We start from the raw sequence: 15,116 nt of genomic DNA, 5'->3' as shown, positions 1-15,116 counted from the left end.
ATGGACAGGTATTTGGGCCGGGTGTTTAGTCCCGAAACCCCTGTGACCTGGGAAAACAACTCTCCCCCGGGATGTATGTCACATCCTGGGGGAGATTCGGTCACGGCTTGGACGCGGGGCGGTTAGTCCGCGCGCCCGGGAGGCACTGGCTCAGCCGCTCGTCGAGCCTCAGCTCAGCCGCTCGCCTCTTGTGGTCGCGCTGAGCTTCGCCACCGCTGCGGGCAGGTGCCGTCCTCGTTCCTCGGACGACCCCTACCCTCCGCTACGGCTCAGCTCAGCCGCTCGCCTCTTGTGGTCGCGCTGAGCTTCGCCACCGCTGCGGGCAGGTGCCGCCCTCGTTCCTCGGACGACCCCTACCCTCCGCTACGGCTCAGCTCAGCCGCTCGATGACCATGGCCATGCCCTGGCCGCCGCCCACGCACATGGTCTCCAGACCGAACTGCTTGTCGTGGAACTGGAGGCTGTTGATCAGGGTGCCGGTGATGCGGGCGCCGGTCATGCCGAAGGGGTGGCCGACGGCGATGGCGCCACCGTTGACGTTGACCTTGTCCAGGTCGAAGCCCAGGTCGCGGTAGGACGGGATGACCTGCGCGGCGAAGGCCTCGTTGATCTCGACCAGGTCGATGTCGCTCGCGGTGAGACCGGCGCGCTTGAGGGCCTGGTTCGACGCCTCGACCGGGCCCAGGCCCATGATCTCGGGGGACAGGCCGGAGACGCCGGTGGAGACGATCCGGGCAAGCGGGGTCAGGCCGAGCTCGCGCGCCTTGGTGTCGGACATGATCACGAGCGCGGCGGCGCCGTCGTTCAGCGGGCAGCAGTTGGCGGCGGTGACCAGGCCGTCGGGGCGGAAGACCGGCTTGAGGCCGGAGACGCCCTCCAGGGTGACGCCGGCGCGCGGGCCGTCGTCCTTCGAGACGACCGTGCCGTCCGGGAGCGTCACCGGGGTGATCTCGCGCTCCCAGAAGCCGTTCTTGATGGCCTGCTCGGCCAGGTTCTGCGAGCGGACGCCGAACTCGTCCATGTCCTGGCGGGTGACACCCTTCCAGCGCGCCAGGTTCTCGGCGGTCTGGCCCATGGCGATGTACGCGTCGGGGACCAGGCCGTCCTCGCGCGGGTCGTGCCAGGTGGAGCCCTCGGAGGCGGCGACGGCGGCCGTGCGGGCCTCGGCGTCGGCGAAGAGCGGGTTGTGCGTGTCGGGCAGCGAGTCGGAGTTGCCCTTCACGAAGCGGGACACCATCTCGACACCGGCCGAGATGAAGACGTCGCCCTCGCCCGCCTTGATCGCGTGCATGGCCATGCGGGAGGTCTGCAGCGAGGAGGAGCAGTAGCGGGTGATCGTGCAGCCCGGCAGGTGGTCCATGCCCATCTGCACGGCCACGATGCGGCCCAGGTTGTTGCCCTGCTCGCCGCCGGGCAGACCGCAGCCGAGCATCAGGTCGTCGATGTCGCGCGGGTCGAGCTCGGGGACCTTGGCCAGCGCGGCCTGGATGATCGTGGCGGTCAGGTCGTCGGGCCGCAGGTCCTTCAGGGAGCCCTTGAAGGCCCGGCCGATCGGCGAGCGGGCGGTCGAGACGATGACGGCTTCGGGCATCACGGCTCCAGGAGGATGCGGAGTGGGCGGACAGAAAGGGAAGTTACCTGCACGTACCGCGCGGGTCACCGGCCACGGCGTGTGATGCGGACCTCTTTTCTAAGCGCTCGCTCAGGGCCGGACTCAGTCCTGCGGGAGTGGTGTGGAGGCGTCCCTGTGCCCATTGTCCTGCCCGGGCTCCTCCGGTTCGGGTGTGCCGCCCGGCAGCGGCAGCCGGCGCCGCCTGCGGTGCTTGAGCAGCGCCCAGGGCGCCCGGGCGCCGGTGACCTCGGTGCCGGCCTCCCGTACCGCCTCCGCCGCCGCCTTCGCCACCGGCAGCATGTTCTCGTGGCGCGCCACGTCCAGCCGGTCGGCTTCCGGCCACACCCCGAGCGCCGCGCAGACCGTCGGAAGCACCGCCATCGCCGCCGTCGCGTACCCCTCCGCGGAGGGGTGGAAGTTGTCCACGCCGAACATCTCGCGCGGGTTCTCCGCGAACTCCGGGCCGAGCAGGTCGCCGAGCGACACCGTCCGCCCGCCCTGCTCGACCACCACGATCGTCTGCGCCGCCGCGAGCTGCCGCGAGGCCCGCCGGGCCAGCCAGCGCAGCGGCTGGTAGACCGGCTCGATCGTGCCGAGATCCGGGCAGGTGCCCACCACCACCTCCGCGCCCGCCGTACGCAGCCGCCGTACCGCCGCCGACAGACAGCGCACCGACTGGGTGGCCGGCATCCGGTGGGTGACGTCGTTCGCGCCGATCATGATCACGCACACGTCCGGCGGACCCGACGGGGAGGCGAGCAGCAGCGACACCTGCCGCTCCAGGTCGTCCGAGCGCGCCCCGGACAGCGCCACGTTCCGCAGGTCCACCGGGCGCTCGGCCACCGCCGAGAGCCCCGAGGCGATCAGCGCCCCCGGGGTCTGCCCGACCCGCCGGACCCCCTGCCCGGCCGCCGTGGAATCACCCAGAAGGGCCAGCCGCAGCGGCTCCTCGGAGCCGAACTCCCGCCCGTACCGGCCGTCCGACCCGGGCGGCAGCGGCGCCACCCCGCCCCCGACCGACTTCTTGGCCAGCGCGACCTCGGCGAGGAGCACGCCCACGGCCGCCACACCGAGCAGTCCGATGCTCCCGCCGCCGTACGCCGCGCCTGCCGCGATCCGCCGCGCCACCCTCGCCCTGGACATCCGGGCCGCCACCTCCTTCAGGCCGCATCCGAGCCGTCTCGGTTACTCCTGCCCCGTAAGCGGCTCCGGCTACGCATTCCACGGAATACGCTGGCTGCACCATTACGGAGACCCCGGAGACTACGGTGCAATTCCACGACTCGATGATCAGCCTCGTCGGCAACACCCCGCTGGTGAAGCTCAACAGCGTCACGGCCGGCATCCAGGCGACCGTCCTGGCCAAGGTCGAGTACTTCAACCCCGGCGGCTCGGTCAAGGACCGCATCGCCCTGCGCATGATCGAGGCGGCCGAGGAGAGCGGCGCTCTCAAGCCCGGCGGCACCATCGTCGAGCCCACGTCCGGCAACACCGGCGTCGGCCTGGCGATCGTGGCCCAGCAGAAGGGCTACAAGTGCATCTTCGTCTGCCCGGACAAGGTGTCCACGGACAAGATCAACGTGCTGCGCGCGTACGGCGCCGAGGTCGTCGTCTGCCCGACGGCCGTCGACCCCGAGCACCCGGACTCGTACTACAACGTGTCGGACCGGCTGGTGCGGGAGACCCCCGGCGCCTGGAAGCCCGACCAGTACTCGAACCCGAACAACCCGCGCTCGCACTACGAGACCACCGGTCCCGAGCTGTGGGAGCAGACGGAGGGGAAGATCACCCACTTCGTCGCGGGCGTCGGCACCGGCGGCACCATCTCCGGCACCGGCAACTACCTGAAGGACGTCTCCAAGGGCAGGGTCCAGGTCATCGGCGCCGACCCGGAGGGCTCGGTCTACTCCGGCGGCTCCGGCCGCCCGTACCTGGTCGAGGGAGTCGGCGAGGACTTCTGGCCGACCGCCTACGACCAGAACGTCGCCGACCGGATCGTCGCGGTGTCCGACAAGGACTCCTTCCAGATGACCCGCCGCCTCGCCAAGGAGGAGGGCCTCCTCGTCGGCGGCTCCTGCGGCATGGCGGTCGTCGCGGCCCTGGAGGTCGCCAAGGACCTCGGCCCGGACGACGTCGTCGTGGTGCTGCTTCCGGACTCCGGCCGCGGCTACCTGTCGAAGATCTTCAACGACGAGTGGATGGCCGACTACGGCTTCCTGGAGGACACCTCCTCCGCCACCGTCGCCGACGTGCTGACCCACAAGTCGGGCGACGTGCCCTCGCTCGTGCACATGCACCCGGACGAGACCGTCGGCCAGGCGATCGAGGTGCTGCGCGAGTACGGCGTCTCCCAGATGCCGATCGTGAAGCCGGGCGCCGGCCACCCCGACGTGATGGCCGCCGAGGTCGTCGGCTCGGTCGTCGAGCGCGAGCTGCTGAGCGCGCTGTTCACCCGGAAGGCCGCCCTGGAGGACCGGCTGGAGGACCACATGTCCGCCCCGCTGCCGCAGGTCGGCTCGGGCGAGCCGGTCGCCGACCTGATGTCGGTGCTCGGCGACGCGGACGCGGCGATCGTGCTCGTCGAGGGAAAGCCGACCGGTGTGGTCAGCCGCCAGGACCTGCTGGCCTTCCTCGCCGCGAGCGGCGGCCACCAGCACTGAGGCCCTGGAAGGGGGTGCCGCGGGTCCGTTCGCGCAAACGGTACGAGCGCGACACGTACCCGCAGCACCCCCTTAACAAGGGCCCTGCACAGTAGTTCCTGTCGGCGTCACGGACCTCCGGAGCGGCTCCCGGACCTTCCAGACGACGCCGCAGGACGCGGACCGGCCCTGACCCGGGCCCGTGTCCCTCGCGGGGACCGCCGTCGTCCCGCCCCCCGGAAACGGGGGTGCGGCGGTCCCCGCGACAACCTTTCGGCCGGATTTCCGACTGCTTGACCGGTTTCCTCCTTGCGCCCTCACCCTTCAGTTCCTCGCTTCAAGGTCACGATTTCATCACGCGACTTCTACCGATCGGTAGTGCGAAATAGTTTTCATCACCCGTACACATGATCCATTCGTGACTGGGGTGACCGTTTTGAGAACAAGGTGGGGGAACAGGGGCGACGGCAGGGGAGGGAGACGGGTCTTCGGGCTCGTCCCGGCCGTCGCCACCGCGATGGCCCTCTCGACGCTGCCGGCGGTGGGGCTCGCGCCCCTCGCCACGGCCGCCGACGGGGCCACCGCGACCACCGCGACGACCGAGGGCTCCCGGGCTCTCGCCGCCGCGAAGAAGTCCGGCGAACGCGTCGAGGTCGTCGGCGACAGGACCGAGCGGTCCACCGTCTACGCGAACCCCGACGGCTTCTCCTTCACGCTGGAGGAGTCCACCGTGCCCGTCCGGGTGGCCAAGCCGGGAGGCGGCTGGCAGGCACCCGACGCGACCCTTGAGCGACGGCCCGACGGCTCGGTCGCGCCGAAGGCGGCCGCCGTCGAGATGGACTTCTCCGGCGGAGGCACCGGCAGCCCGCTCGTCCGGATCGAGGACGCCGGCCGTTCCATCGAACTGGGCTGGCCGGGCAAGCTGCCCAAGCCCGAACTGGACGGCGCCAGCGCGCTGTACCGCAACGTCTACGCCGACGTCGACCTGAAGGTGACCGCCTCGGTCGAGGGCTTCAAGCACGTACTGATCGTCAAGACCCCGCAGGCCGCGGCCCGCGCGGAACTCCGCCGGATCGACTACACGATGAAGGCGAACGGCCTGACGATCGTGAAGGGCGCGACTGGCAACCTCACCGCCGTGGACGCGGACGGCGAGCAGGTCTTCCGCGCGCCGCGGGCCCAGATGTGGGACTCCGCCGGCGCGGCCAGGAGCCGGGCCGCCGCGGGCGCCAAGGCCGCGACCGGGACCGGTGCGAAGACCGCCGCGGCGGCCGACGCCGCCCCGGGCACCCCGGCCGCCGGGGCCACCGCGCCGTCCGACCCGGTCGAGACCGGTGCCGGCCCCGCCGTCGGCGCCGCGCCGGCCGCCGGTGACACGGTCACCACGATGGACGTCAAGCTCTCCCGTGGCTCGCTCGCCGTGGTGCCCGACGCGAAGATGCTCACCGGCAGCAAGGCGGCGAACTTCCCGCTGTACATCGACCCCACCGTCACCTGGGGCGAGGACGAGCGCACCCTGCTGCGCAGCGACGGCTACGAGTCGTACGGCTTCGGAAACGGGAGCGACAACGAGGGCCAGGGCGTCGGCAAGTGCGGCACCTGGTCCGGCTACTACTGCGGCTCCGGCTACGTCCAGCGGCTGTACTTCGAGTTCTCCCCTGCCAGCCTCAAGGGCAAGAAGGTGCTCGACGCCACGTTCCGAGCCACCGAGACCTGGTCGTTCACCTGCGACGCCCGCTGGGTCGACCTGGTCCGCACGAACAACATCTCCTCCGCCACCACCTGGTCCGGCCGGCCGACGGAGCTGGACTGGATGGGTGACCGCTACGTCTCGGCCGGCCGTGGCACGGCCTGCAGCCCCTCGCAGCCGGCCGCCGCGATCGAGTTCAACGACAACCCCGAGGAGACCAACGAGAACCTCACGCCGACCGTGCGCGACTTCGCGGCCGGCAAGTTCTCCCGGCTCACGCTGGAGCTGCGCGCCAACGACGAGACCGACACCTCGGCGTGGAAGCGGTTCCGCAACGACGCCGTCCTCGCGGTGAAGTACGTCGCCCTGCCGGCGCTGCCGACCGAGGTCGGCCTGGTCGCCGGAACCAGCTACGTCTGCTCCACCAGCTCCTCCGCGCCCACGGTCGTCAGCGACCCGACCCCCTCGGTCACGGGCCGTCCGCAGACCGCCGCCGGCGGCGAGTCCGGGGCCAGCCTGCGCATGCGCTGGCGCACGGAGAAGTGGGACGGCGCGGCCTGGGTCACCGCCCACACGGACGTGGACAGCCCCACCTCCGGATACGTCGGTGACAACGTCAAGCAGACCCGCAGCCTGCCGACCCTCTCGGAAGGCGTGTCGTACCGGCTCAAGGCGCTGACCCTCTCGTACTACGAGGACGGCTCCAACCGCCTCAACACCGGCTACACCACGCCGTGCTACTTCAAGGTCGACCCGACCGCCCCGAAGGCGCCGAAGATCACCTTCGGCGGTCCGTACTCCGAGTGCACGCCCAACGCCTGTATCGCCGCGGGCGGCCCGGGCACGGCCGGCAAGTTCACCTTCGCGCCGGCCACCGGTGACACCAACAACGTCGCCTACCAGTACCGGCTGAGCCTCACCGACACCTGGAAGTCGGCCGGCTCCGGGTCGACCGTGACGCCGAGCATCACCCCGAGCCGCTCGGGAACCCACCGGCTCTACGTCCAGGCCAAGGACAACGTCGGTCGCTGGGGCGCCGAGAACGCCGTCGACTTCCTCGTCGCAGCGGGCCAGGGCCCGCTCGCCCGCTGGCGCTTCGACGAGGCGAGCGGCGCGGCGCTGGACTCCGCGGGCAACGCCACCCGTTACGACGCCACCCTCGCGGGTTCGGCGGTCCGTGACGACCGCGGCCGTCGCGGCCTGCTGACCCACGACGCGAACGGCGTCGAACTGGCCACGCCGGTCACCGACAAGGGCCTGGCCCTCAACGGCACCTCCGCGTACGCCGCCACCGCGGGGCCGGTCCTGGAGACCCGCTCCTCGTACACGGTCTCCGCGTGGGTCCGGGTCGTGGACGGATCGAAGAACCGGACGTTCGTCAGCCAGGACGGTGTGCACCGCAGCTCGTTCTACCTGGGCTACGAGGCGGCCGGCGGCAAGCTGACCTTCCGGGCCGTCGACTCCGACGCCCCGGCCAACGGCAGCTGGTCCTACTCCCGTGTGACGGCCGCCCAGCCGGTCGCCCTCGGCGCGTGGACCCACGTCACGGGCGTGTACGACGCGACGAAGAAGGAGCTGTCCTTCTACGTCAACGGCCGGCTCCAGGGCCGCACGCCGTACACGACGGCCTTCCAGACGAGCGGCCCGATGCAGATCGGCCGTGTCCACTGGTCGGACGTCTACACGGACTACGTCGCCGGCTCCGTCGACGAGGTCGCCGTCTGGCAGCGCCCGCTGCTCGACTCCGAGGTGGCCGACGAGGCGCGACTGCTCATCTCCGAGGGCTTCGCCGCCGCCGAGCTGGTCGCCGACTGGTCCGCCGCCCGGGGCACCGGGACCACGATCCCGGACACCACCTCCGGCTACGGCAAGGCTCTGACGCTCTCGGGCGGCGCCGTGCTCGACGGCCAGGACCTGGTGCTCGACGGCGTCGACGACGCCGCCACGGCGAGCGCGCCGCTCCTGGACGACACCAGCTCCTTCACCGTGACGACACTGGCCGAGCTGGACAAGGCCAAGGTGCTGACCAAGCCGGTGGGCTACGTCGGCCAGGTCCTCGGCCAGCGCACGGCCGACGGGTCCTCCTGGGGCCTGTGGTTCCAGCTGACCGGCAAGGAGACGGTGCTCGACCCGGACACGCTCGAGGAGAAGACCAACCCGGTCGGCGTGTGGCACTTCGGCCGGCTCAACGCCGACGGCACCTTCACCTCCGTCGTCTCGGACGAGGCGGCCGCGCTGGACAGCCCGGTCCGGCTCACCGGTGTGCACGACGCGGTGAGCGGCACGATCAGCCTGTACCTGGGCCACAACCAGAACGGTGTGGACGAGGCGTACACGGCGACGGCCGGCAGCGGCGAGTTCGCGGTCGGCAAGGGCTACACCAAGGGCGTCTGGCAGCACCAGCTGCCGGCCCGCATCAACGAGGTAAGGCTCTGGGCGGGCGCGATGGCCGGCTCCGAGCAGATCGACCACCGCGTCGGCGACTGATCTCGACGGCGGACGGGCGGAGTCACCACGGCTCCGCCCGTTCGCCGTAGCCGTGTTCGGCGGCCTTGCGCGATTCCTCCGAACGTCATTCCGATCTTCAGAGAACATGGGGGGCACCATCTGATGTCATTCGTCATGAGCACGTCCAGACGCCGGGGCGGCGGGTTCCGCCGGCGCTCCGGTGCGCTGCTGCTCACGTCGCTGTCCCTGGGGCTGATCCTGCCGCTGGGCCTCGCGCCCTCGGCCGTGGCCCAGGACGGCCCGGGCGGCCTCGGCCGCAGCGACGTGCAGAAGCAGCGGGTCAGCAAGGTGAAGGCCGTCAGCGGACTCGGCGCCAAGAAGGCCCGTGAACTGCGCGGCAAGGACGCCGCGCTGAACGCCGACCAGGCCGCCCGTGCCCGGCGTGACCGGCAGGCCTCCTGGCCCAAGGCCGGCACCGCCGACGCCCGTCTCGCCGCGCCCGCCAAGGGCGGCGCCGCGGCTCTCGGCCGTGCCGCGGACCCGGCGGCGACCACCGGGGCGGCCACCGCGGCCCCCGGCGGCCTGCCCGTCACCCTCGTCCCCGTCGCGGCCGGCGGCGCCGCTCCCGCCCAGGGCGCCGCCCACCTGGCGGTCCTCGACCAGAAGACGGCCGACCGGGCCGGCATCACGGGCGTGCTGCTGACCGCCACCGCCGACACCGCGGGCCGGGCGGACCTCGCCGTGGACTACAGCGGCTTCGCCGGATCCTTCGGCGGCGGCTGGGCCCAGCGGCTGCGGCTCGTCCAGCTGCCCGCCTGTGTCCTGACCACGCCCGAGAAGGCCGAGTGCCGTCGTCAGACGCCGCTCGCGAGCCGCAACGACGTCGCGGGGCAGACCGTGTCCGCCCGTGTCGCGCTCGGCGCCGCCGACACCGGCCTGTCCACCCAGCTCACCTCCGCGGACGCCGCGGTGTTCGCCGTGACCGCCGGCGGCGGATCCGAGTCCCCCGCGGGTACCGGCAACTACTCGGCGACCGAGCTGAAGGAGTCGTCCTCGTGGGAGGCCGGCGCGAGCTCGGGCTCCTTCACCTGGACGTACGACTTCACGACGCCCTCGGCCGCGGCCGGCCCGGCGCCCGAGCTGACCCTCTCGTACGACTCCGGCAGCGTCGACGGCCGCACCGCGACCACCAACAACCAGGGCAGCTCCGTCGGTGAGGGCTTCTCCATCACCGAGTCGTACATCGAGCGTTCCTACGGGCGCTGCGACGACGACGGCCACGCCGACGTCTACGACAACTGCTGGAAGTACGACAACGCCAGCCTGATGCTCAACGGCAAGTCCCACCGGCTGATCAAGGACAACACCTCCGGCCAGTGGCGGCTCTCCGGCGACGACGCCTCCAAGGTGACCCACTCCACGGGTGCCGAGAACGACGACGACAACGGCGAGTACTGGACCGTCGTCACCGGCGACGGCACCACGTACGTCTTCGGCCGCGACAAGCTGGACGGTGCCACCACCCAGCGCACCAACTCCACCTGGGCCGTCCCGGTCTTCGGCGACGACGACGGCGAGCCCGGCTACTCGGCCGGCACGGCTTTCGCCGACCGCTCCCTGAACCAGGCCTGGCGCTGGAACCTCGACTACGTCGTCGACACCGACGGCAACGCGGCCACGTACTGGTACACCAAGGAAACCAACTACTACAAGAAGAACAAGGCGACCAAGGCGAGCGCCGCCTACACCCGCGGCGGCTACCTGACGGAGGTCAAGTACGGCCTGCGCGAAGGCGCCCTGTTCACCGACGACGCCGACGCGAAGGTCACCTTCGGCCACGCGGAGCGCTGCACCGCCGCGGACTGCTCCTCCCTGACCAAGGACACCGCCAAGAACTGGCCGGACGTCCCGTTCAACGCGATCTGCTCGCAGGACGACACCGACTGCAACGCCTCGGCGCCGTCCTTCTTCAGCCGCAAGCGCCTGACCTCGGTCAACACCTACGTGTGGGACGCCGCCGCCGGCACCCACCAGGCCGTCGACTCCTGGGCCTTCACCGAGGAGTACCTCGACGGCGGTGACATCGGCGACTCCAGCGACCAGGTGCTCACGCTCAAGTCGCTCAAGCGCACCGGCAAGACCGGGACCGACATCGCGCTCGACCCGATCGCCTTCACGTACCAGATGCGCCCCAACCGGGTCGACGCGACGGACGACATCCTGCCGCTGACCCGCCCCCGCCTCTCCACCATCACCTCGGAGACCGGCGGCATCACCACCATCACCCTGTCGGCTCCCGAGTGCCGTCGCAGCGAGGTCCTCGGCACGGCCGAGGACACCAACACCCGTAGCTGCTACCCGCAGTTCTGGAACGTCAACGGCGCCGAGGAGGCGACCGTCGACTGGTTCCACAAGTACCGGGTCCTCGCCGTGACCATCTCCGACCCGGCCGGACAGAACGACGTCGTCGAGCACGAGTACGCCTACAGCGGCGCGGCCTGGCGCTACAGCGACGAGCCGATGACGCCGAAGGCCGAGCGGACCTGGTCCGACTGGCGCGGCTACCGGGAGGTGACGGTCTACAGCGGAGCCCGCGACACCACCCGCACCAAGACGGTCTCCCTCTTCATGCAGGGCATGCACGGCGACAAGAAGAAGGACGGCACCACCCGGTCCGTCTCCGTCGAGCCGTTCGCCGCGCCCGCCCTCGGCGTCGCGTCGATCACCGACAGCGAGCAGTACGGCGGCCAGCTGCGGGAGGCCGTCACCTACGACGGTGCCACGCCGATCAGCGCCACCGTCAACGATCCGTGGTCCCAGGAGACCGCCCGGATGGACGTGCCGGACGCCGCTGACCGTGTCGCCCGCTTCGTCCGCACGGCCAAGACCACCTCGTACACCTATCTGACCGTCCCGAAGACCTGGCGCTCCACCGCCACCGCGACGACCTTCGACGCGTACGGCATGGCGAGCACCAAGACCGAGTTCGGCGACACCGCCAAGAGCGGTGACGAGACCTGCACCCGCACCTGGTACGCGCGCAACGCGGCCAAGGGCATCGTCAACCTGGTCTCCCGCACCCGCACGGTCGCCAAGGCCTGCTCCGTGGCCGACTCGTCCCTGAGCCTGCCGGCGAACACCGACACCCGCGGCGACGTCGTCTCCGACACCGCCACCGTCTACGACAAGACGGGCGTCACCGGCTGGACCGAGGCCCAGACCCCGACCGTCGGCAACCCGAGCTGGAAGGGCCGGGCCACCGGCTACGCCACGACCGCGGACGCCTCCGGCAACCGCGGCGCGACGGGCTGGCAGACCACCGAGGTCGCCACCTACGACACCCTCGGCCGGTCCCTGAGCACCACCGACGCCGCCGGGAAGGTGTCGAGCACCGCCTACACGCCGGCCGCCGCCGGCCCGCTGACCAAGACGATCACCACGGACGCCGCGGGTCACAAGGGCGTCACCTTCCTCGACCCGCTGCGCGGTCAGCCGGTCACCACGTACGACAAGAACCTCAAGAAGACCGAGATCACCTACGACGGCCTCGGCCGGATGACGGCGGTCTGGCTGCCCAACCGGAGCAGGGCGGGCGGCTACTCGGCCAGCAAGAAGTTCACGTACGCCATCAGCAGCGCCAAGCCCTCCGCGGTGGGTACCTCCACGCTCAAGGCCGACGGCACGACCTACAGCACCCAGTACACGATCTACGACGCGCAGCTGCGCACCCTGCAGACCCAGTCCCCGACCCCGCTCGGCGGCCGGCTGCTGACCGACACCCGCTACGACAGCCGTGGCAAGGCCTACGAGACGTACGCCGACATCCACGACACCACCAGCACCCCGAACGGCACGTACACCCGCGCCGAGTACGGCGAGGCCCCGAAGCAGTCCGCGGTCGTCTTCGACGGCGCCGGCCGGGAGATCAGCAACACCCTCTACACCTTCGGCGTCAAGAAGTGGACCAAGACCACCGAGTACACGGGTGACTCGACGGCCACCGTCGACGTGGCGGGCGGTACGGGCAAGCGCGTCATCACCGACGCCCGCGGCCGCACCGTCGAGTCCCGCGAGTACGCCGGTCCCGCCACCTCCGACGTGCAGTACGGCGGGGCGCTGGGCACCGGCCACACCTCGGTGAAGACGGGCTACAGCCCCGACGGGAAGAAGAGCTCGGTCACGGGTCCCGACGGAGCCGTGTGGAGCTACACGTACGACCTGTTCGGGCGTGAGAAGACCGTCACCGACCCCGACAAGGGCACGTCGTCGACCGACTACGACACCCTCGACCGGGTCATCAAGACCACGGACTCCCGTGGCAAGTCCATCCTGACCGAGTACGACGCGCTGAACCGCGTCACGGCCACCTGGTCCGGGACCAAGTCGGACGCGACCCAGCTCAGCGCCCGCACCTACGACACGATCCTCAAGGGCAAGCCGGGCGCCACCACCCGCTACGTCGGCGGCAAGGCCGGCCTCGCGTACACCAGCACGGTCACCGCGTACGACACCCTGTCGGACCCGGTCGCGACCAAGCTCGAACTCCCCGCGGAGGACCCGCTCGTCAAGGCCGGTGTGCCCGCCGTCATCGAGTACGGCACCGACTACCGCCTCGACGGCAAGGTGAAGAGCACCACCGAGCCGGCCCTCGGCGGACTCCCGTCGGAGATCATCGACTTCGACTACACGGAGACCGGCCAGGTCACCTCGATCACCGGCAGCACCGGCTACCTGCTGGACGCGGACTACTCCGCGACCGGCCGGGCCCAGCAGCTCGCCCTCGGCACGGCCGACACGGAGGCCACCAAGAAGGTCTACGTCACCAACACCTACGAGCCCGGCACCGGCCGGCTCACCCGCAGCCATGTCACGGACCAGACCCACCCGTACATGCTGCAGGACCTCAACTACGGCTTCGACCAGGCCGGCAACGTCACCTCCGTGACCGACCCGACGCTCATCGGAGGCCAGTCCCAGGCGGAGACCCAGTGCTTCGCCTACGACGGCCACCGGCGGCTGACCGAGGCGTGGACGCCGTCGTCGCAGAACTGCGCCGACCCGCAGAGCGCGACCAGCCTGTCCGGCCCGTCCCCGTACTGGAACGGCTACACCTACAACAACGCCGGTCAGCGCACCTCGGAGACCAAGCACACCTCCACCGCGACGACGACCGACACCTACTGCTACACCAGCGCCAAGCCGCACGCCCTGACGGGCATCAGCACCAGCGGCAACTGCACGGCCCCCGAACGGACCTACACCTACGACGCCGCGGGCAACACCCGCAGCCGTCCGGGAGACCAGGGCCAGCAGGACCTCGTCTGGTCCGACGAGGGCAAGCTCAGCAAGCTCACCGAGGGCACGCAGACCACCGACTACGTCTACGACCCCGACGGCGGTCTGCTCATCCGCAAGGCCGCCGACGGCGAGCGCATCCTGTACGCGGGTGCCACCGAGCTCCACCTGCGTTCCAACGGCACCACCTGGGCCCAGCGGAACTACAGGTCGGGCGAGCTGACGGTCGCCGTCCGCACCAACGAGAGCGGCACCAACAAGCTGTTCTACCTGGCGGGCGACCACCACGGCACGCAGAGCCTGGCGATCGCCGCCGACGCCGCGCAGACCTTCGGCAAGCGGTACACCACGCCGTTCGGCGACCGCCGGGGCGGCTCGGTCGGCAACTGGCCCACGGACAAGCGGTTCCTGGGCAAGACCGCCGACGACGCGACCGGACTGACCCACCTCGACGCCCGTGAGTACGACGCGTCGACCGGCCAGTTCATCAGCGTCGACCCGGTGTTCAGCTCCGAGCAGCAGCAGTCGCTCAACGGCTACTCCTACGCCGGCAACAACCCCACCACCCTCGTCGACGCGACGGGCCTGGCCATTCCCGAGTGCCTCCAGGGCCTGATCAAGTGCCGCGGCGGCCTCCCGGTCCTCGATGACAGCGGCAGCGGTGGTGGCGGCGGTGGCGGCGGCGGTGGCGGCGGCGGCGGTGGCGGCGGCGGTGGCGGTGGCGGTGGCGGTGGCGGTGGTGGCGGCGGTGGCGGTGGCACCGCCAGCAGCGGCTCCGGCTGGGGCGACAGCCTCGCCGGCGGCGCCTGGCAGGGCCCGACCTCCTACGCCTTCCTCTACACCGAGGACGCCGCCTCCCGGCGCGCCGCCTATCAGCGCGCCGACGCCCTCGCCCGGCAGAACGCCCTTCGCATGGCCGACCACTACGGCTGGAAGGCCTCTGCCCAGTGGGTGGTCGACGAGCGCAACGCGCTGCGGTCGTTCTACCGCAGCCCGATGGACGACTGGCTGCTGCCGAAGCAGCGTGGCGCCCGCGACTTCCCGACCTACGAGTACCTGAGCGAGAAGCGCGGCAAGTCCGACCGGGCCATCGTCGACAGCGCGGCCAAGACCAACCCGAAGGTCAACGCGATCAACCAGGCCACCAAGTGGGGCGGCCGCGGTCTGCTCGGCCTCGAAGTCGGCGTCGGTGTCTACAACACCGTCACCGCGCCGGAGGGCCAGAAGGTCCGGACGGCAGCGCGTGAGACCGGCGGCATCGTCGGCGGTCTGGCCGGCGCCAAGGTCGGCGCCTCGCTCGGCATGACCATCGGCGCCTTCGGCGGACCCGCCGGCATCGCGATCGGAGGTGTCGTGGGCGGTGTCGTCGGCGGCATCGCCGGTAGTACCGTCGGCCGGAAGATCGGCGACTGGGTCGGAGGGTTGTTCTAGC

5 protein-coding genes are annotated in these 15,116 nt (G+C 71.1%); 3 read left to right on the top strand and 2 right to left on the bottom strand.

Annotation, left to right across the window (positions count from 1 at the left end; translation table 11 throughout):
* Nucleotides 1-370: 370 nt before the first annotated feature.
* Together AB0M18_RS31525 and AB0M18_RS31520 are read right to left on the bottom strand one after the other, a co-directional pair.
* Nucleotides 371-1,591 (bottom strand): acetyl-CoA C-acetyltransferase, encoded by a 1,221-nt coding sequence (locus AB0M18_RS31525; protein ID WP_265868341.1) that lies wholly within the window; start codon nt 1,589-1,591, stop codon nt 371-373.
* A 123-nt stretch (nt 1,592-1,714) separates the two neighbouring features.
* Nucleotides 1,715-2,755 carry an SGNH/GDSL hydrolase family protein gene (locus AB0M18_RS31520; protein ID WP_365764065.1) on the bottom strand — a complete coding sequence of 347 codons (1,041 nt, stop codon included), beginning with the start codon at nt 2,753-2,755 and terminating at the stop codon, nt 1,715-1,717.
* A 125-nt stretch (nt 2,756-2,880) separates the two neighbouring features.
* On the opposite strand from AB0M18_RS31520, the gene AB0M18_RS31515 reads away from it, so the two are divergent.
* From AB0M18_RS31515 to AB0M18_RS31505, 3 genes are all read left to right on the top strand, one after another.
* Entirely contained in the window at nt 2,881-4,272 is a 1,392-nt protein-coding gene (locus AB0M18_RS31515) for a cystathionine beta-synthase (RefSeq protein WP_365764063.1), read from the top strand.
* A gap of 496 nt (nt 4,273-4,768) precedes the next feature.
* Nucleotides 4,769-8,428 (top strand): LamG-like jellyroll fold domain-containing protein, encoded by a 3,660-nt coding sequence (locus tag AB0M18_RS31510; protein WP_365764061.1) that lies wholly within the window; start codon nt 4,769-4,771, stop codon nt 8,426-8,428.
* A 135-nt stretch (nt 8,429-8,563) separates the two neighbouring features.
* Nucleotides 8,564-15,115, top strand: coding sequence for an RHS repeat-associated core domain-containing protein (locus AB0M18_RS31505; protein ID WP_365764059.1), 6,552 nt, complete (start codon nt 8,564-8,566; stop codon nt 15,113-15,115).
* The last annotated feature ends 1 nt before the right edge of the window (nt 15,116 follow it).

Origin of the sequence: Streptomyces sp. NPDC051909 (assembly GCF_040681095.1) — a bacterium.
GTDB lineage: Bacteria > Actinomycetota > Actinomycetes > Streptomycetales > Streptomycetaceae > Streptomyces.
This window is presented reverse-complemented; position numbering and strand designations above follow the sequence as displayed.